This window comes from Methylomonas sp. Uni0009, from assembly GCF_054188105.3.
The window spans coordinates 310441-329667 of the sequence record NZ_JBTAFN010000001.1 but is presented as its reverse complement, the minus strand read 5'-3'; the positions used below and the strand labels follow the sequence as shown (position 1 = coordinate 329667).

General features: G+C 50.6%; 13 protein-coding genes and 3 tRNA genes. 15 read left to right on the top strand and 1 reads right to left on the bottom strand.

Translation table 11 applies throughout. The annotated features are described in order from the left end of the window. Positions 1 to 14: 14 nt before the first annotated feature. Positions 15 to 2336, top strand: coding sequence for a type I DNA topoisomerase (gene topA / locus ACWAU0_RS01535; RefSeq protein ID WP_458138100.1), 2322 nt, complete (start codon positions 15 to 17; stop codon positions 2334 to 2336). A gap of 2 nt (positions 2337 to 2338) precedes the next feature. On the opposite strand, the gene ACWAU0_RS01530 is transcribed toward topA, so the two are convergent. After that, the gene (locus ACWAU0_RS01530; RefSeq protein WP_458138099.1) at positions 2339 to 2797 is read right to left on the bottom strand and encodes a DUF192 domain-containing protein; all 459 of its coding nucleotides are present in this window, start codon (positions 2795 to 2797) and stop codon (positions 2339 to 2341) included. Positions 2798 to 2866: 69 nt separating this feature from the next. On the opposite strand from ACWAU0_RS01530, the gene ACWAU0_RS01525 reads away from it, so the two are divergent. The 14 genes from ACWAU0_RS01525 (at position 2867) to ACWAU0_RS01460 (ending at position 19198) form a co-directional block, all read left to right on the top strand. Continuing rightward, positions 2867 to 2950 (top strand) — tRNA-Leu (locus tag ACWAU0_RS01525). Positions 2951 to 3058: 108 nt separating this feature from the next. Continuing rightward, positions 3059 to 4354 carry a trigger factor gene (tig, locus tag ACWAU0_RS01520; protein ID WP_415880132.1) on the top strand — a complete coding sequence of 432 codons (1296 nt, stop codon included), beginning with the start codon at positions 3059 to 3061 and terminating at the stop codon, positions 4352 to 4354. Between the two features lie 46 nt (positions 4355 to 4400). Continuing rightward, a complete protein-coding gene (gene clpP / locus ACWAU0_RS01515; protein ID WP_171697797.1) occupies positions 4401 to 5006 on the top strand; it encodes an ATP-dependent Clp endopeptidase proteolytic subunit ClpP in 606 nt (201 codons plus the stop codon). 103 nt (positions 5007 to 5109) lie between these two features. Next, on the top strand, positions 5110 to 6387 hold the full coding sequence (clpX, locus tag ACWAU0_RS01510; protein WP_020482927.1) for an ATP-dependent Clp protease ATP-binding subunit ClpX: 1278 nt from the start codon (positions 5110 to 5112) through the stop codon (positions 6385 to 6387). Positions 6388 to 6559: 172 nt separating this feature from the next. Beyond that, the gene (gene lon / locus ACWAU0_RS01505; protein WP_458138098.1) at positions 6560 to 8977 is read left to right on the top strand and encodes an endopeptidase La; all 2418 of its coding nucleotides are present in this window, start codon (positions 6560 to 6562) and stop codon (positions 8975 to 8977) included. Between the two features lie 207 nt (positions 8978 to 9184). Then, positions 9185 to 9457 (top strand): non-specific DNA-binding protein Hbs, encoded by a 273-nt coding sequence (gene hbs, locus ACWAU0_RS01500; protein WP_020482925.1) that lies wholly within the window; start codon positions 9185 to 9187, stop codon positions 9455 to 9457. 13 nt (positions 9458 to 9470) lie between these two features. Beyond that, positions 9471 to 9546: transfer RNA gene (locus tag ACWAU0_RS01495), tRNA-Val, on the top strand. Between the two features lie 6 nt (positions 9547 to 9552). After that, a tRNA-Asp gene (locus ACWAU0_RS01490) sits at positions 9553 to 9629 on the top strand. Positions 9630 to 9727: 98 nt separating this feature from the next. Beyond that, complete coding sequence (locus tag ACWAU0_RS01485) at positions 9728 to 11596, top strand: SurA N-terminal domain-containing protein (RefSeq protein WP_458138097.1); 1869 nt, start codon at positions 9728 to 9730, stop codon at positions 11594 to 11596. A 359-nt stretch (positions 11597 to 11955) separates the two neighbouring features. Beyond that, complete coding sequence (gene fabV / locus ACWAU0_RS01480; protein ID WP_458138096.1) at positions 11956 to 13146, top strand: enoyl-ACP reductase FabV; 1191 nt, start codon at positions 11956 to 11958, stop codon at positions 13144 to 13146. A 175-nt stretch (positions 13147 to 13321) separates the two neighbouring features. After that, positions 13322 to 15172, top strand: a complete 1851-nt coding sequence (locus ACWAU0_RS01475; RefSeq protein WP_458138095.1) for a peptide-binding protein — start codon at positions 13322 to 13324, stop codon at positions 15170 to 15172. Positions 15173 to 15187: 15 nt separating this feature from the next. Further along, positions 15188 to 16264, top strand: coding sequence for an ABC transporter permease (locus ACWAU0_RS01470; RefSeq protein WP_458138094.1), 1077 nt, complete (start codon positions 15188 to 15190; stop codon positions 16262 to 16264). Next, on the top strand, positions 16257 to 17438 hold the full coding sequence (locus ACWAU0_RS01465) for an ABC transporter permease (RefSeq protein ID WP_458138093.1): 1182 nt from the start codon (positions 16257 to 16259) through the stop codon (positions 17436 to 17438). The genes ACWAU0_RS01470 and ACWAU0_RS01465 overlap by 8 nt, the downstream gene beginning before the upstream one ends. After that, positions 17435 to 19198 carry an ABC transporter ATP-binding protein gene (locus tag ACWAU0_RS01460; protein WP_458138092.1) on the top strand — a complete coding sequence of 588 codons (1764 nt, stop codon included), beginning with the start codon at positions 17435 to 17437 and terminating at the stop codon, positions 19196 to 19198. The genes ACWAU0_RS01465 and ACWAU0_RS01460 overlap by 4 nt, the downstream gene beginning before the upstream one ends. The last annotated feature ends 29 nt before the right edge of the window (positions 19199 to 19227 follow it).

Here is a 19227-nt window from a genome sequence, read left to right as displayed (position 1 = left end):
TTTCTACGGACAGCATGAGCAAAAGTTTAGTCATTGTAGAGTCACCGGCAAAATGTAAAACCATAGAAAAGTATCTGGGAAAGGACTTCCAGGTGCTGGCCTCTTACGGCCATGTCCGCGATTTGATTCCCAAAGAGGGGGCGGTCGATCCGGAAAACGGTTTTGCGATGAAATACCAGGTGATTGATCGCAACCAACGCCATCTGCAAGAGATCGGTAAAGCCATCAAAAACGTCGATACACTGTATCTGGCGACTGACCCTGATAGGGAAGGTGAGGCGATTTCCTGGCATGTGTTCGAGCATCTCAAGGAAAAAAAGCTGCTAAAAGATAAGGAAGTGCTGCGGGTGGTGTTTCATGAGATCACCAAAAAGGCTGTTACTGAGGCTATCGCCCATCCCACCGAGTTATCTAATAATCTGGTCAATGCGCAACAGGCGCGGCGAGCTTTAGACTATTTAGTCGGTTTTAATTTATCGCCGTTGCTGTGGAAAAAAATCCGTCGCGGATTATCCGCTGGTCGCGTGCAAAGCCCGGCGTTGCGGATGATCGTCGAACGCGAAATGGAAATCGAGGCGTTCAAGACTCGTGAATACTGGTCGCATACCGCCGAAGCCAGCGCGCAAGGGTTGCCGTTTAAAGCCAAATTAACGCATTTCAACGGCGAAAAACTGAATCAATTCAGTTTTACCAACGAAGCGCAAGCGACTGAAGTCAGGCAAAACTTATTGGAAGCCGCCGATGGTCAGCTGATCGTCGCCAAGCTGGAAAAAAAGCAACGCAGTAAAAATCCGGCGCCGCCGTTTATCACTTCGACCTTACAGCAGGAAGCAGCTCGCAAGCTGGGTTTTACCACCAAGCGGACCATGATGGTGGCGCAACAGCTTTACGAGGGTATCGATTTGGGCGGTGAAACCGTCGGTTTGATTTCCTATATGCGTACCGACTCGGTCAATTTGGCCGAAGAGGCACTTGCCGATATTCGGGCGCTGATCGCGGAAAAATATGGCGCCGATGATGTGCCGAAAGAGCCGCGCCGATTCAAAACCAAATCTAAAAATGCTCAGGAAGCTCATGAGGCGATTCGGCCAACGTCCGTGCAGCGCTTGCCTGAACTGGTGAAAGACCGGCTCAGCGCCGAGCAATTCAAACTTTACGATCTGATCTGGAAGCGTACCGTTGCTTGCCAGATGATACATGCCACTTTGAATCAGGTGGCTGTCGATCTCAATTGCGGCAGCGATAAAAACGTATTTCGTGCCACCGGCTCTACGGTAACCAATCCCGGCTTCATGAAGGTGTATCTGGAAGGCGTGGACGACAGCAAGGAGGCAGCCGACGATCAGGATAGCCTGTTGCCGCCGATGGAAGAAGGGCGGCCTGTTGTATTGAATGAAATTGCAGCTACCCAGCACTTCACCGAGCCACCTCCGCGTTACAGCGAGGCGAGTCTGGTAAAAGCCTTGGAAGAACATGGCATCGGCCGGCCGTCCACTTATGCGACGATAATCTCGACCTTGCAAAACCGCGAATATGTGACGATCGACAACAAGCGGTTTTATCCGACCGACGTGGGGCGTATCGTGAATAAGTTCTTGACCGAGCATTTCACGAAATACGTCGATTACAGTTTTACCGCTAATCTCGAAGACGATCTGGATGCCGTGTCACGTGGCGAGAAGGATTGGATTCCGTTGATGAACGACTTCTGGCGGCCGTTCACGCAGTTGATCACCGAGAAAGAAGAGAGTGTGCAGCGCAAGGATGTGACTCAGGAAAGTATCGACGAAAAATGTCCGGAGTGCAGCAGTTCGCTGTCGATTCGTTTGGGGCGGAATGGCCGTTTTATTGGATGTACCAATTATCCGACGTGTTCGTATACACGAAATTTGGGGGATGACAATGCCGGCGCTACGTCTGCGGAACCGGAAGTGGTGGAAGGACGGGTGTGTCCGAAATGCGAGTCGACGCTGGTTATAAAGACTGGCAAGTATGGCAAGTTTGTCGGTTGTAGTGGGTATCCTAAATGCAAACACATCGAGCCCTTGGAAAAGCCTTCAGATACCGGGGTTGAATGTCCGCAGTGCAAGAATGGGGCGATCCTAAAACGCAAGGCGCGCAGCGGGAAGATTTTTTATTCTTGCTCGGAATATCCAAAATGCGATTATGCCTTGTGGGACGCACCGATCAAGGAAAGTTGCCCAGATTGTAATTGGCCGATTTTGACCTTGAAAACCACCAAGCGTCGTGGCACCGAAAAAGTCTGTCCGCAGAAAGAGTGCAAATACGCAACACCGTACGAGGGTGATCCGGACGACGCAAACGGACCGGCTTGAGCCTAGGGTAGTGCTACTGTTTGCCCGACCTGAATTGCGTGTTTGTCTATAAAGCCGGCTGGTAGTTCCAGTATGTATCTGGCCGGGACTTTGGAATCATAAATTCGGCACGGGTCTTTTGCGCAGGGCTGTAAATCTTTTAACAGCCCTACAATTTGGCCGCCACCCGCTAAAAACACCACATCCAAAGCCAGTAGGGTATTTTTCATCCATACCGCGCGATGGGTCTGATCCGGATAGACAAACAGCATGCCCTGGTCCTCGGCAAGTGTCTGCCGAAACATCAGTCCGTGCTCGCGTTCGCTTTCGTTAGCGGCGATAGCCGCGTAGACGATACGTTGTTGATCTACAAATCTGATGGGGTGGTTGAACTCGGTAAACCCGTTTGCTGAAGCCCGCGCGCTGTTGAGCGTCATAATAAAAGCGATGCCGAAAATGGTGCTGGAAAGATAAGAGTGCATGCGCGATGTCAGTAATATAAGGTTGTCTTTAAAGATGCGGCTGATTATAATGCCGCGTTCAATTATTTAGCGAGCGTGGCGAAATTGGTAGACGCGCTGGATTTAGGTTCCAGTGGTAACCCCGTGGGAGTTCGAGTCTCCCCGCTCGCACCATATCCTGCGTTATTCGTAACGATACGACCTTAAGTTCCCCAGATCTAAACATCGCCGGCCGGTCTCCCAAAATATAAAACCGTATTTTTAATTTTTTGAGGTAATGCAATGCAAGTTTCTGTCGAGAAGACATCAGAGTTAAGCCGAAAAATGACTGTTAGCATTCCTGATGCCGTGGTTCAGGAGAAAATGGAAACTCGCTTTAAAAAACTCGCGCGCGAAGTCAAAGTGGACGGATTCCGTCCGGGTAAGGTGCCCGCGAGTATGGTAAAAAAGTTGTACGCCGATAGAGTGAGAAACGAAGTAACCGGTGACTTGATTCAATCGACTTATTTTGAAGCGTTGCAACAACAGGATTTAAACCCCGCCGGTCATCCGCATATCCATCCTACCGAGAAAGCCGAAGGTTTTGAATATATCGCCGAGTTCGAAGTTTATCCGGAGATCGTTCTGGACGGCGTTAGCGCATTGAAAGTGGATCGCCCCTCAGCAACTGTGGAAGAGGCTGATGTCGATAACATGATCGAAAAACTGCGTCAGCAAAAGAAAACCTGGAATACGGTCGAACGCGCTTCGCAGGATGCTGACCGCGTAACCATTCATTTCTCCGGCGTGGCCGACGGCGAGAATTTTACCGATGGTAAAGTCGAAAATTACCAGGTGGAAATCGGCGGCAAACAAATGATTCCCGGTTTTGAAGACGAATTGAAAGGCTTGGTCGCCGGTGCGAGCAAAACCTTTTCTGTGACCTTCCCAGAGCAATACAACAGTGAAAAATTAGCTGGCAAAGTGGCCGAATTTGAGATCGAATTGGTTAAAGTAGAAGAGCCGGTTTTACCTGTCGTCGATGCGGAATTTATCAAGGCTTATGGTGTTGAAGACGGTGATGCGGCCAGTTTCCGTAGCGATGTTCGGGCTAACATGGAAAGAGAGCTGAACCAAGGTCTGAAAAACAAGTTGAAAAATGCGGTGATGGATGCGTTATACGAGAACATTGTGATAGCGATGCCTAACGCATTGATCGATCAAGAAATTCAAGCGTTGATGAAGCCTTATGCCGAACGCGCGAAAAACATGCGTTTGAAATTGGAAGACCTGAACTTGCCTAGGGATGCATTTGAAGCTCAGGCCAAGCGTCGAGTGGCCTTGGGTTTGATTCTGGGTGAAATCATCCAAAAGAATGACATCAAGGTCGATGCCGATAAAGTTCGTGCGGTCATTGATGATATGGCGAAGAGTTATGAGCGCCCCGAAGACGTTGTGAACTGGTATTATGCCGACAAGGCCAGGCTGAATGATGTGCAGCAGATGGTCTTAGAGGACCAAGCTGTTGCATGGATTGTCAGTCAGGCTAAAATCACCGACGTAACAGTTGGTTTTGATGATGTCATGGAAAAACAGTAACGAATGAGGGCTAAACGTGTTTAACCAAAATGTGATGAGCGAAATGATGGCGCCGCAAGCGGCGGGCGGTCTAGTGCCTATAGTGGTTGAACAAACAGCCCGTGGGGAAAGATCGTTCGATATTTATTCCCGTTTGCTGAAAGAGCGGGTAATTTTTCTAGTTGGTCAAGTGGAGGATTACTCGGCTAATCTGGTGGTAGCGCAATTGCTGTTCCTGGAGTCCGAGAATCCGGATAAGGATATACATTTGTATATCAACTCTCCCGGTGGCTCAGTGACAGCAGGGATGTCGATTTACGACACCATGCAATTTATCAAGCCGGATGTCAGTACCATGTGTATCGGTCAGGCCGCCAGTATGGGGGCGCTGCTGTTAGCGGGTGGTGCGCAGGGTAAGCGCTATTGTTTGCCTCATTCCAGGGTGATGATTCATCAGCCTTTGGGGGGGTTTCAAGGCCAAGCCTCGGATTTTGATATTCATGCCCGTGAGATTTTGGCTATTCGTGAGCGTTTGAACAAAATCCTGGCCCATCATACCGGGCAACCGTTGGAAAAAATTCAGCAAGATACGGATCGAGATAATTTTCTGAGTTCTCAGCAAGCGGTTGATTACGGTTTGATCGACAAAGTATTGACTAGTCGTATTGCCTGATAAGTGTCGCGTCGCTTCGTCAAGACTGCGACGTGATTTGAATGTTGGTTTTTGATATATTTCATCGCCATGACGAGGTAATGTATCACGGTGGAGTCTGTCTATGAGTAGAGACAAGAAAGGTAAAGACGATGAAAAACTTCTTTACTGTTCTTTTTGCGGTAAAAGTCAAAATGAAGTCAGGAAACTGATTGCAGGTCCATCCGTTTATGTTTGCGACGAATGTGTGGAATTGTGCAACGACATCATCAGAGATGAGTTGCTGGAAGATGAAATGTCCGTGGCCGGTGGTGCGCTGCCTAAGCCGAAGGAAATCAAGCAAGAATTGGATGGTTATGTCATCGGTCAGGAAAATGCAAAAAAAATTCTGGCCGTTGCTGTTTACAATCATTACAAGCGCTTGCGCAGCAACAGCAAAAAGAACGAAGTTGAGTTGGCGAAAAGCAATATTTTGCTGATCGGGCCTACCGGCTCCGGTAAAACCTTGTTAGCGGAAACATTGGCCAGATTGCTGGATGTGCCTTTCACCATAGCAGACGCCACCACACTGACCGAGGCCGGTTATGTCGGTGAGGATGTTGAAAACATCATTTTAAAGATTTTGCAAAAATGCGATTACGACGTGGAAAAAGCGGAGACCGGGATCGTCTATATCGACGAAATCGATAAAATCTCTCGCAAATCCGATAATCCGTCGATTACTCGCGACGTTTCCGGGGAAGGTGTGCAGCAGGCCTTGCTGAAGCTTATCGAAGGCACTGTCGCTTCTGTGCCGCCGCAAGGCGGTCGCAAGCACCCGCAGCAGGATTTTTTGCAAGTTAATACTGCCAATATCTTGTTTATCGTGGGTGGGGCTTTTGCAGGTTTGGATAAGGTCATCAAACATCGCACCGAGAAGGGCGGCATCGGTTTTTCGGCGGAAGTTAAAACCAAGGACGATAAGCGCAACGTCGGCGAGATTTTTGCCGATGTGCGCTCCGAGGATTTGATTAAGTACGGATTGATTCCGGAGTTTGTTGGTCGTCTGCCGGTTATCGCTACGCTGGACGAGTTGGATGAGGCCGCGCTGATTCAAATTCTGACGCAACCTAAAAATGCTTTGATCAAGCAGTACAAGCATTTGTTTGAAATGGAAGGTGCGGAGCTAGAGTTTAGAGATGATTCGTTAGCGGCAATTGCCCGCAAATCGATGGAACGAAAAACCGGTGCCAGAGGTTTGCGAACAATTGTCGAGAATGTGTTGTTGGATACGATGTACGAACTGCCTTCCAACGACAAAATATCGAAAGTTGTCATCGACGAAAACGTCATTTTGGGTAATTCGGAGCCAATTTTGGTTTACGAAGCAGAGCAAAAGCTGGTGGCTTCGGACGCTTCTTAGATAAGGGGCTTTGAACGTTTCTCGCGCTCTCGCGAAGAAATAACCAAAAAAGGGGGCTTTTTCAATAAAGCCCCCTTTTTTTTGCCTGAAATTAAAGATACTTGTTTTCTGGGAGTTCATCCTCATATAGGATGACATCTAATGTTTTGAGCTGCTCAAGGGAGCAAATGAAATGACCGAGTTAAAAACCAAAGATGAATTAATTCCTGTCTTGCCGTTACGGGACGTGGTGGTCTATCCGCATATGGTGATTCCATTGTTTGTCGGTAGAGGTATGTCGATTGATGCCCTTGATGCCGCCATAAAACAAGACAAACAAGTGTTGCTGATTGCCCAGAAACAGGCCGATGTCGATGAACCGGGTTTTGATGACTTATACAGGGTCGGGACCTTGGCCAACATCCTACAACTGTTGAAATTGCCGGACGGTACGGTGAAAGTATTGGTTGAAGGCAGTCAGCGCTGCTCCGTAACAAAATACCAAGAAGTTGATAATTATTGCGCGGCCAGCGTCGTCGAGTTGAGTGACGAATTAAATATTTCCGAACAGGAAGCGGAGGTTTTGCAGCGCACGGCGATTAATTCATTCGATCAGTATGTGAAATTGAACAATAAAATTCCGCCCGAAGTGCTTAATTCGCTGGCGGGTATCGACGACCCAAGCCGCCTGGCCGATACGATGGCGGCGCATATGGCTTTAAAAGTTGAAGAAAAACAGCTGATGCTGGAAATGGTCGATGTCGCCAAACGTCTGGAAAATTTGATGACCTTGATGGAAGGTGAGGTCGATATTTTGGAGATGGAAAAGAAAATTCGCGGCCGCGTTAAAAAGCAGATGGAAAAAAATCAGCGCGAATATTATTTGAATGAGCAAATGAAGGCTATTCAAAAAGAGCTGGGCGAGATGGACGAAGCCAGCAATGAGATCGAAGAACTGGAGCGAAAAATTGCCGCGGCCGGCATGTCCGCCGAAGCGAAAACCAAGGCGACGGCCGAGTTGAATAAACTGAAAATGATGTCGCCGATGTCCGCGGAAGCCACGGTTGTGCGCAATTACATCGATTGGATGGTCAACGTGCCTTGGAAAAAGAAAACCAAGGTTCGGCACGATTTAAAAGTCGCCGAAGAGGTGTTGGAAGCCGAACATTACGGCCTGGATAAAGTAAAAGAGCGGATACTCGAATACCTTGCTGTGCAACAACGTGTTAAAGCGTTAAAAGGGCCTATTCTGTGTTTGGTCGGTCCTCCGGGGGTTGGTAAAACCTCTCTCGGCCAGTCGATTGCACGGGCCACCAATCGCAAGTACGTGCGGATGGCGTTAGGCGGGGTAAGAGACGAAGCGGAAATTCGCGGGCACAGACGTACTTATATAGGTTCGATGCCGGGTAAGATTCTGCAAAATCTGTCGAAAATCAAAACCCGTAACCCCATGTTCTTGCTGGACGAGATCGACAAGATGGCGGCAGATTTTCGCGGTGATCCCGCTTCCGCGTTGTTGGAAGTGTTGGATCCGGAGCAAAACCATACTTTCTCGGATCATTATCTGGAAGTCGATTTCGATCTATCCGACGTGATGTTTGTGGCTACCGCGAATACGATGAATATCCCGCCCGCCTTGATGGACAGAATGGAAATAATCCGTTTGGCCGGCTATACGGAAGATGAAAAAATCAACATCGCCATGCGCTTTTTGATTCCGAAGCAGATCAAAAACAACGGTCTGGCAGAGTCGGAAATTTCTATCTCCGAATCAGCGGTCAAGGATATTATCAGGTACTACACGCGGGAAGCGGGTGTGCGCGGACTGGAACGGGAAATTTCGAAAATTTGCCGGAAAGTCGTGAAAGACCTGTTGTTGAAATCCCGCAAAAGTCGAACCTCGGTTACCGAGAAAACACTGGACAAGTATCTCGGCGTCAGACGCTTTAGCTATGGCATGGCCGAAGACAGCGATCAAATTGGTCAAGTAACCGGTTTGGCATGGACTGAGGTCGGCGGTGAGTTGTTGACGATTGAAACTGCGGTAATGCCGGGTAAGGGCAAACAGCAAACGACCGGTAAGCTCGGCGATGTGATGAAGGAGTCGATTGAAGCGGCGGTCACGGTGGTCAGGAGTCGAGCTAATATCTTGGGAATCGACAGCGATGTGTTCCAAAAAAATGATATTCACATTCACGTTCCGGAGGGTGCGACCCCAAAAGACGGGCCTAGTGCCGGTATTGGCATGTGTACCGCCATTATCTCCGCTTTGACCAAAATCCCAGTGCGTGCTGATGTGGCGATGACCGGAGAGATTACCCTGCGCGGCGAAGTACTGCCGATTGGCGGACTGAAAGAGAAATTGTTGGCTGCGCATCGCGGCGGCATTGCGACAGTGGTGATTCCGGCGGAAAACGAAAAGGACCTCGCCGAGATCCCGGAAAATATCAAACGTAATTTGGCGATTAAGTGTGTCCGTTGGATAGATGAAGTGTTGGAGTTGGCTCTACAGCATATGCCCACCCCCATTGCTGCAATCCCGGTGGCAGAAATAACTGAAACAGCTACCAGCAAAGTAGAGGTAAAAAAGCCGGGTGTTGTTGCCCATTAAAAGTTGAGTCGGGTCGGCGGAAACCATCAGCGTCGTGGCTTCCGCGGACTTCTGTGCTTGACATCGCTTGCAGGCGATTGATATAAATGTCGACCTCTCGCACCAGGAGAGGCTGTAAATCGGGTTGGTGGAAAACCGGTTAGTGGACAAATCGAAACATTTGTTTGCTGAGCATAATTAATACAACGACATCCTAAGGGGAAATAAATGAATAAATCGGAACTTATCGATGCAATCGCCAGTGCGTCCCAGTTAACTAAAGCTGATGCAGGGCGGGCTTTAGATGGTTTTATCAAAGCAGTAGAAGATGCTTTGAAACAAGGCGATTCCGTTGCCTTGGTTGGCTTCGGCACATTCGATGTTAAAGAAAGAGCAGAGCGTAAAGGCCGCAATCCGCAGACCGGTGAAGAGATCACCATTAAAGCCGCGAAAATTCCTTCATTTAAAGCTGGCAAATCTTTAAAAGATGCTGTAAACTAGCCGCTCTTTAGTCGGGTGCTTAGCTCAGCTGGGAGAGCATCGCCCTTACAAGGCGAGGGTCGGGGGTTCGAACCCCTCAGCACCCACCAGACTTTGGAGCGGTAGTTCAGTTGGTTAGAATACCGGCCTGTCACGCCGGGGGTCGCGGGTTCGAGCCCCGTCCGCTCCGCCAAAACAGAAACCTCGGGCCGTATGGTCCGAGGTTTTTTTTTGCCTGTTAATTTTACGGCCTGAAGCATTCGGGTTTAATACTGTTTAAGGACAGCGTTTATGCTTTTAGAGATTAGAGAAAAGGTGCACGGTCTGTTTGCATCAATCATATTGATTTTGATTTGTGTGCTTTTCGGATTGTGGGGCATCCAAAACTACCTTGGCGGCGGTAAAGAGGCCCCGGTGGTGTCTGTGGGAGACAAGGAGTTTTTTCAGCGGGATGTCAGTCAGGCCTATCAGCAATATGCGCAAAATCTGGCAGGCATGAAATTCGACGAAGAGACGATAAAAAAACAGGCTTTGCAAAAGCTGGTTCGCGACGAGGTGTTGTTGCAATACGTTCAGGATCAAAACCTGTTGGTTAGCGATGAGACGGCCAGGGACTTCATACAAACTCTCGAGTATTTTCAAAAAGACGGAAAGTTCGATAAGACGCAATACCAAACCATGCTCGGTTCGCAAGGCATGTCTTCCGCCGAGTTCGTCAATCGCATCAAAAAAGCTTTGGTGATGGAGCAATTCCAAAGAGCCGTGGTAGATAGCAGCTTTGTCACGCCGGCGGAAATCAACAACTTCTTTAAAATCCAGAACCAAACCCGCGATGTGGAATATTTGACCGTGCCGTTAACGGCTGTCAGTCAACAGCCCGGCGAAGAGGAAATTACCGCTTATTATCAGCAGCACCAGGATGCGTATCAGACTCCCGAGCAGGTGGCTATCGAATACGTTGAATTATCATTGGATAAATTGGCCGCAGATATTAGCCCTACCGAAGAGCAGTTAAAGGCTTACTACGAAGAACAAAAAGTCCAATTCACTACGAAAGAGCGCAGAAAAATCAGCCATATTCTGTTCGCGTTCAACAAGGATAAAACGGCCGACGATTTAGCGCTGCAAAAAGCCCTGAAAGCCAAACAAGATTTGAAAAACAAGGATTTCGCTGCCTTAGCCGCCGAAGTGTCCGACGATAAATTAACCGCTAAAAATGGCGGCGACCTGGGTTTATTTAATGTTGGCGTGATGGAGAAAGCCTTTGAAGATGCCGCAAGCAGCTTAAAACTGGGCGAAGTCTCCGAGCCCGTTAAATCGGCTTTTGGTTATCATTTAATTAAAGTCACCGAATTGATACCGGGCGACGTAAAGCCTTACGAAGCGGTAAAAGCCGAAGTCAGCAAGGCTTATCAAAAAGCGCAGGCCGAAGCCAAATTTAATACCTTGGCCGAGAAAGTTGCCGAAGTCAGTTATGAAAATCCTGATAGTTTGGCTGCGGTTGCTCAACTGTTGGGTGGAGCGACCAGCAAGACCGAAGCGTTTACTCGCACCGCGGGTGAAGGTATCGCTGCCGATGAAAAAGTTCGGGCGGCTGCGTTTTCCGAAGATGTGTTAAAAGGCAGCAACAGCGAGCCGCTGGAAATTGGCGGCGACAAAGTCGTGGTGTTGCGTATGTTATCGCATCAACCTGCCGCCAGCAGAGAGCTCAAGGAAGTTAAGGCTGAGGTCATTGCCGCGATTCAGCAAGATAAAGCAAAACAGCAGGCCGTCGCTACTGCCGATAAAGTTAAGCAGGAATTGACGGGCGGCAAAACGCTCGCGCAAATCGCCGAAGCGCTGCATTTGCAGACCAAAAAAATCAATGGCTTGACACGCACTGCCAGCGAATTGCCGGCGGCTGTTACTCAAGAGATTTTTAGAACAGCCAAACCAAAGGCCGGTCAGCCTAGCGTGGCAGTAATCGACGAAGCCAAGGGTGGTAAATTGGTGGTTAGCGTCAACAATGTACACGAGGGTGTCATGTCGGATAGCGACAAGAGCAAACAAGCCTTGATTGCCAAAAACATCTCGGCCGCCTTTGGTAAGGCGCAGATGGAAGCCGTATTGAATGCGTTGCAGACTAAAGCCGAGATCGTTATGAATACGCAAAAACAGTAAACCGTTAGGTGGACCTGCAAAAAGGGAGCTTAGCGCTCCCTTTTTTTTGCTTGATTAAGCGGTTAGCTGCTTAGCAAAGAGGATGTTGTTGCGGATTCTAGGCAAAGACTTCGGGTCATCCCGCTATAACCGTTGCCCGGTGCGTGAATAGCTAGCAGCGTTTAACCCACATTGGCTTTTAGGCTGACGTTTATTAACATAGTCGCGGATAGCCGAATAAGGCGATTTTTCGCTTCGGATACCATCGATATTATTTTCCTGTTCAGCCATATCATGGGATAAACTTTAAAATTTGTAACAAACATCGCTGCGAAAGCGACACTCGTCTTAATTTTTAATAGCTTGATTTAAGGATCAACATGATTATCAAACCTCGCGTACGCGGTTTTATGTGCGTCACCACCCATCCGGTCGGCTGCGAAGCCAATGTCAAACAGCAGATCGACTACGTCAAAAGTTTCGGCGCAATCGCTAATGGTCCAAAGAATGTGCTGATTTTGGGCGCTTCTACCGGTTACGGTCTGGCATCTCGGATTGTCTCGGCTTTCGGTGCCGGTGCGAAAACCCTGGGTGTGTTTTTTGAGCGCGAGGGTACGGCCGATAAGCCGGGTACTCCCGGTTGGTACAATTCCGCGGCGTTTCATAAATTCGCCGAAGCCGAAGGCCTATATGCCAAAAGCATAAATGGCGACGCCTTTTCCGACGAGATCAAACAAAAAGCCATAGAGACGATCAAACAGGATTTGGGTAAAGTCGATCTGGTGATATACAGCTTGGCCGCCCCGCGCCGTACGCATCCAAAAACCGGGGTCACGCATAATTCTACGTTGAAACCGATAGGCAAGGATTTGGTGCAAAACGGTATCGATACCGATAAAGAAGTCATAAAGTCCTTCACCTTGCCCGCTGCGACTCAAGAAGAAATCGACAACACAGTGGCCGTGATGGGCGGTGAAGACTGGCAAATGTGGATCGATGCGCTAGCCGACGCCGGCGTCTTGGCGGAAGGTGCTAAAACCACCGCATACACTTATTTGGGTGAAAAAATCACCTGGGATATTTATTGGGACGGCACCATCGGTGCGGCCAAAAAAGATCTGGACAAACGTGTGATCGATATTCGCAATAAATTGGCAGTATTGGGTGGCGACGCCAGGGTGTCGGTACTCAAAGCCGTAGTCACTCAAGCCAGCGCGGCGATTCCGGTCATGCCTTTGTATTTGGCCTTGCTGTTCAAAACCATGAAGGCAGAGGGCACTCACGAAGGCTGCATCGAGCAGGTCAATGGCTTGTTCCGCGATAGTCTTTACGGCGCCAATCCCATTCTGGACGATACCGGTCGCCTGCGCGCTGATTTAAAAGAACTGCAACCGCAAGTGCAAGACAAGGTCAACGCTTTGTGGGAACAAATCAATAATGACAATATCAACGAGTTGAGCGATTTTGCCGGTTACAAACACGAGTTTCTCAAGTTGTTTGGTTTCGAGGTGGACGGCGTGGATTACGATGCCGACGTCAACCCCGAGGCACCAATCACCAATTTGCTATAAAGATGTATCCCGGTGGCTAGCGCGGCGGCGACCCACCGGGTTAAAAAGTAAGGACACCTGGCGTTTTTGCAAAGGCTGTGTTATCGATAAGCTCCAGAAGCGATTCAGATGGCTCTGGACATCAAGCAAAAGCGTCGCTCAAGTTTCTGTTTAATTTTTGCGAAACACTGGACACATGCAAACACCATCCACTACCCGAGACTGGATTCTCTATTCGCTGCTCAGCTTGACCATTGTGCTGATCGTGTTGGCCATGTATCAAATCGACCGGCAATGGCTGAAATTGAGCGAGATGCAAACCGCGCTGTCTGAGCAGGCCAAGGATATGCGCGAACTGCGTGGGGCGATCGCCTCAGGCGCGCTTGCCGCAAACGCCCCAGCAAATTCGACTTCAAGCGGCGAAGTTGCCCAAGCGTTTCAACGCGCTTATGCCGCCAGTCGCCAGCCGGATTATGCCCAGGGCGACTGGAGCGTCGAAGCCTTTGGGACCAACCTAAAAACCATCACGCCGCTGGTGTCCAGTGATGCCTACGCCTCCAATTTACAAAGTTATGTGCTGGAGAGCCTGATCACCCGCAACCCCGATACTTTGGAGTGGGCGGGGCTGGTGGCAAAAGATTGGACCATCAGCGAAGACGGACTGGTGATTACCTTCCGGATGCGGGAGGACGTGAATTTCTCGGACGGCCAACCGCTGACCGCCGACGACGTGGTTTTCAGTTTCAATTTCATCATGACCGACGCCATCCAGGCGCCGCGCGAACGCGCCTATCTGGAAAAGATCAAAAGCGTCACAGCCAACGGCAAGTACGAAGTGGTATTTACCTTCAAAGAGCCGTACTTCGAAGCGCTGTCCTTGGCCGGTGGCATCGGCATCATGCCCAAGCATTTTTACGAACCGTATTTAAAAGAGCCGCAAAAATTCAACGAGTCCAAAGGTTTGTTATTGGGTAGTGGTCCTTATCGATTAAACGATCCGAAAAACTGGACGCCGGACAAGGGCAATATCGAACTGGTCCGCAACGAGCGTTATTGGGGCGACGTGCAACCGTCTTACCATCGCATTCTCTGGAAAATTATCCAAAACGATAGTGCCCGCTTAACCACCTTTCGCAATGGCGATATCGACTCTTACTCAGCGCGGCCCGTCGAATACCAAGAGCTGAAAAAAGACCCGCAAATCCAGGCCAAGAGCCAAAACTTCGAGTACATGCCGCCGGTCGTCGGCTATAGCTACATCGGCTGGAACCAGGAACGCGGCGGCAAGCCAACCCGTTTTGCCGACAAGCGCGTGCGCCAAGCCATGACTTATCTGACCGACGTCAGCCGGGTAATAAAGGATGTGATGCTGGACGCCGAGCCTGCGGTCAGTCCGTTCAGTAAAACCAGCAAACAGCATGATGTGGCCTTACAGCCATATCAAGCCGATTTGGATAAAGCCAAAGCCTTGCTGAACGATGCCGGTTATCAGGATAAAAATGGCGACGGCGTATTGGAAGATAAGGCCGGTGCACCCTTTGAATTTAAACTGACCTACTTTCAAGCCAACGAAGACACCAAACGCATGGTACTTTTATTGAAAGATCTCTACGCCCGCGCCGGCGTCAAGCTGATTCCAACCCCGCAGGAATGGCCGGTGATGTTGGAAAATCTGGATAAAAAAGATTTCGACGCGATTACCCTGGGTTGGACCAGCGGCATCGAGACCGATTTGTACCAAATCTTCCATAGCTCGCAAGCCGTCAGCAAAGGCGATAACTACGTCAATTATAAAAATCCGGCTTTGGATAAGTTAATCGACGATGCTCGCCGCACTGTCGATGAAAGCAAACGCATGCCGCTTTGGCAGCAGGCCGAGCGCATTCTTTACGAAGACCAGCCCTATACCTTTTTGATGCGCCGCAAGAGCCTGTTGTTTGTCGACAAGCGTGTCCATAATCTGCAAATGACCAAACTGGGCTTGAACTTCGGCTCCTTGCCGCTGGAAAACTACGTGCCGCTGGCGCAGCAAAAATACAGCCAATAGGGCAAGGATTCGCCGATGCTGACCTATCTCCTGCGGCGCTTGCTGTTGATGATCCCCACCTTGTTGGGGATTACCATACTGGTGTTTAGCGTGATGGCCATGTCTCCGGGCGGCATCAGCGCGCAGACCTTGATTGGCGGCATGGACATGAAGCCGCAGGAAAAGCAGGCTCTGCTGGATTATTACAACAAACGCTATGGCCTGGATAAACCGGCACCGGTGCAATATCTGCGTTGGCTGAATAATGTCTCACCAATCGGCTTTATTACCGACGCCCAGGGCCAGCGCGGCGAGTTTTCGTTTAGCAAGGGCATGGATCTGGGCACCAGCTTTCAATACGGTCGGCCGGTGTCGGACATTTTGGCCGAACGGATTCCGATCACCTTACTGTTAAATCTAGTCACGTTGCCGCTTACCTATATCATCGCCATCATGGTGGGCATGAAGGCCGCTACCCAGCGCGGCAGCGCCTTCGATGTCGGCGCGGGTATGTCGATGCTGGCATTGTGGTCGATTCCGACCATGCTGGCCGGGGTGTTGCTGCTAGGTTTTTTTGCCAACATCCAGCATTTTCAATGGTTCCCCACCGCCGGCATCAGTAGTCTGGAAGCGCAGGATATGCCGTTTCTGCCGCATTGGGAGGCGGGCGGCTTTGTCAGAGGTTTCTTGTTGGATAGAATCTGGCATTTGATTTTGCCGGTGATCTGTTTGTCTTACGGCGGTTTTGCCGCGCTGACCAAATTGACCCGCACCTCGATTCTGGAAAATCTACATGCCGATTACGCCCGCACCGCGCGCGCCAAAGGTCTAGCTGAGAACGACGTACTCTGGAAACACGTGTTCCGAAATAGTTTGTTGCCCTTGATCACCGTCTCTGCCGGTTTGCTGCCCAGTTTGTTGGCCGGCTCCTTGATCGTAGAAAATATATTCAGCATCAACGGTATGGGTCAATTGGCGGTGGAAGCGGTGAAAGGCCGCGACCGCGAGTTAGTGCTCTCGATTACCTGGATCAGTGGTTTTCTGACCCTGATTGGTTATTTGATTGCCGATTTCTGTTACACCCTGGCCGATCCACGGGTGAGTTATGACTAAGCCCGCGATCAGTCGCGAATCTTTTTCTGCGCGTATCTGGCGCAAAACCCTGGCCGGCGTAGGCGTCAAATTTGGCTTGGGCTGGGTGGCGCTGTTAGTGTTTTGTGCGGTATTTGCGCCGTTTCTGGCCAACTCCATGCCGCTGCTGATGAGTAAAGATGGCGTGATTTCCGCGCCGGTGTTGGAGTACCTCAGCGTCGAAGATGCCTGGATTTTGGCCAGCTTTTTTGTCGCTTTGGCGGTTTATCGGCTTAGCCTTGCTGGCGGCAAGCAGATTTTGCTATTTTTACTGGGCAGCGCCTTAGCTGCCTTAGCGGTGAATATGTTCGTCAAACCACCGGCCTTGGTGATCTACGACGATTTCCGCAGCACAGCTTACACGCAAGTGGACTGGAAAATCATGCCGCCCATCCCCTATGCGCCGGTCGATTATTTACGCGATTTGGGCAGCAAGGGCCTGGAAGCACCGTTCGCTACTGAAGGCCATACGCATTTAATGGGCACGGAAGAAAACGGCGCGGACGTGTTAAGCCGGATGATTCATGCCTGCAGAATTTCCTTGAGTATCGGCCTAATCGCCTCCGGCATTGCTTTGGCTATCGGTATCGTGGTCGGCGGCTTGATGGGCTATTTTTCTGGTATCGTCGATATGTTGGGCATGCGGCTGGTGGAGATCTTCGAAGACATTCCGACGCTGTTTTTATTGCTAACTTTCGTGGCCTTCTTTGGCCGCAGTTTATACATGATGATGGTGATTATCGGCGTCACCGGCTGGTCCGGCTATGCCCGCTATGTGCGCCAGGAGTTTTTGAAACTGCGCAAACAAGATTACGTGCAAGCGGCGGTCGCCAGTGGTTTGCCCTTAAGCTCGATCTTGTTCCGGCATATGTTGCCTAACGGCGTCGCGCCGCTATTGGTAGCGGTCAGCTTTGGGGTGGCCGGAGCGATTCTGTCGGAAGCGACTTTAAGCTTCCTGGGCTTGGGCGTGGTCGATGCGCCATCCTGGGGGGCGATGCTGGATCAGGCCGTCAAATCCTCCACGTTTAACTGGTGGATGGCGGTATTCCCCGGTGGCTCTATCTTCATGACGGTGTTTGCCTACAACCTGATCGGCGAAGCGTTTCGGGACGCGATTGACCCGCGTTTGTCGGATAAGGCCGGGGTCAAATCATGAACCAAGCCTTGTTGAAAGTGCGCAATCTGCGTACTTATTTAAGGTCTGGCGGCGGCGAAGTGCGGGCGGTGGACGACATCAGTTTCAGCATCCCCAAAGGCGAAACCTTTTGCTTGGTCGGTGAATCCGGCAGCGGCAAATCGGTTAGCGCCTTGTCGGTGATTCGCTTATTGCCGGACGGTGTGGCCTCGCACCCCAGCGGCGAGATTTTGCTGAACGGGCAGGACTTGTTAACCCTGGACGATCCGGGAATTCGCGCCGTGCGCGGCTTAAAAATCGCCATGATTTTCCAGGAGCCGATGACCTCCTTGAACCCGGTGATGAGCATCGGCGAGCAAATCACCGAGGCTCTGCAATTGCATCATCCCGATATGGACGACGCCGAAGCCACCGAGCGGACTATCAAGGCCTTGGAGCAGGTGCAAATTCCCAACGCCGCCAGCCGCTTTCGCGACTATCCGCATCAGTTATCCGGTGGCCAGCGCCAGCGAGTGATGATCGCTATGGCGCTGGCCTGCCAGCCACAATTGCTGATCGCCGACGAGCCGACCACGGCGCTGGATGTGACGGTGCAAGCTGAGATTTTGCGCCTGATGCGCAAACTTCAGGACGACACCGGCATGAGCATGCTGTTCATCACCCACGATTTCGGCGTTGTGGCGCAAATGGCGCATTGGGTGGGGGTGATGCAGCAAGGCAAACTGGTGGAAGTCGGCACGTGTAAATCCGTACTACGGAACCCTCAGCATCCCTACACCCAACAATTGCTGGCTGCGGTGCCGGAAAATCTGGCCAAGCCGGTTGTCGAGCCTGCGCAAGATCAAGACCCAGACCCAGTCGACGACGAAAGCCTGAGTGACAGCGATAAAAAACTGCTGTCGGTACTGACGCGCGCCGGTTTACGTGGAAAGTCTAAGCAGTCTGTTTGGCTGGCCAATACGCTCGGCGCGCCGCCAAGTGCAGATGAACAACCCTTGCTGCAAATCCGTGACCTGAAAGTCTGGTTCCCCATCAAAAAAGGTTTGTTCCGGCAAACCGTCGATTACGTCAAGGCGGTAGACGAGGTATCGCTGGATATTCCGCGCGGCGAAATCGTTGCTTTGGTCGGCGAGTCTGGCTGCGGCAAAACCACCTTGGGCCGGGCGGTGTTGCAACTGGAATTACCGACGGCCGGCAGTATTCGAATCGACGGCCAGGAACTCACCGGCTTGTCTGCGCGGGAACTCAGGCCGCTGCGGCGCAAGATGCAGATTGCCTTTCAAGACCCGCAATCGTCATTAAACCCGCGTTTGCTGGTGGAAACCACACTGACCGAACCGATGAAAGTGCATGGCATCGGTGTCAATCAGGAACAGCGTATCGAACTGGCCGGACAACTGTTGGAAGACATGCAACTCAGCCGCGAATCGCTGTGGCGTTACCCGCACGAATTTTCCGGCGGCCAACGGCAACGCATCGGTCTGGCGCGGGCTTTGGCTTTAAATCCGGAGTTTGTGGTGTGCGACGAGATTACCAGCGCGCTGGACGTGTCGGTGCAGGCGGAAATTCTGCAATTACTGCTGGATATTCGCCGGCGGCGGAATCTGACTTTGTTGTTTATCACGCATAACATTGGGGTGGTGGAGTATCTGAGTGATCGGACGGTGGTGATGTATAAGGGGAAGATTGTTGAGGAAGGTTTAACTGCGAAGGTTTGTGGGGCGCCGGAGCATGCTTATACGCAGAGGTTGTTGGCTGCGGTGCCTAGGTTGGTGGTGTGAGTAATTTAGTAAAATGATATACGGCAACA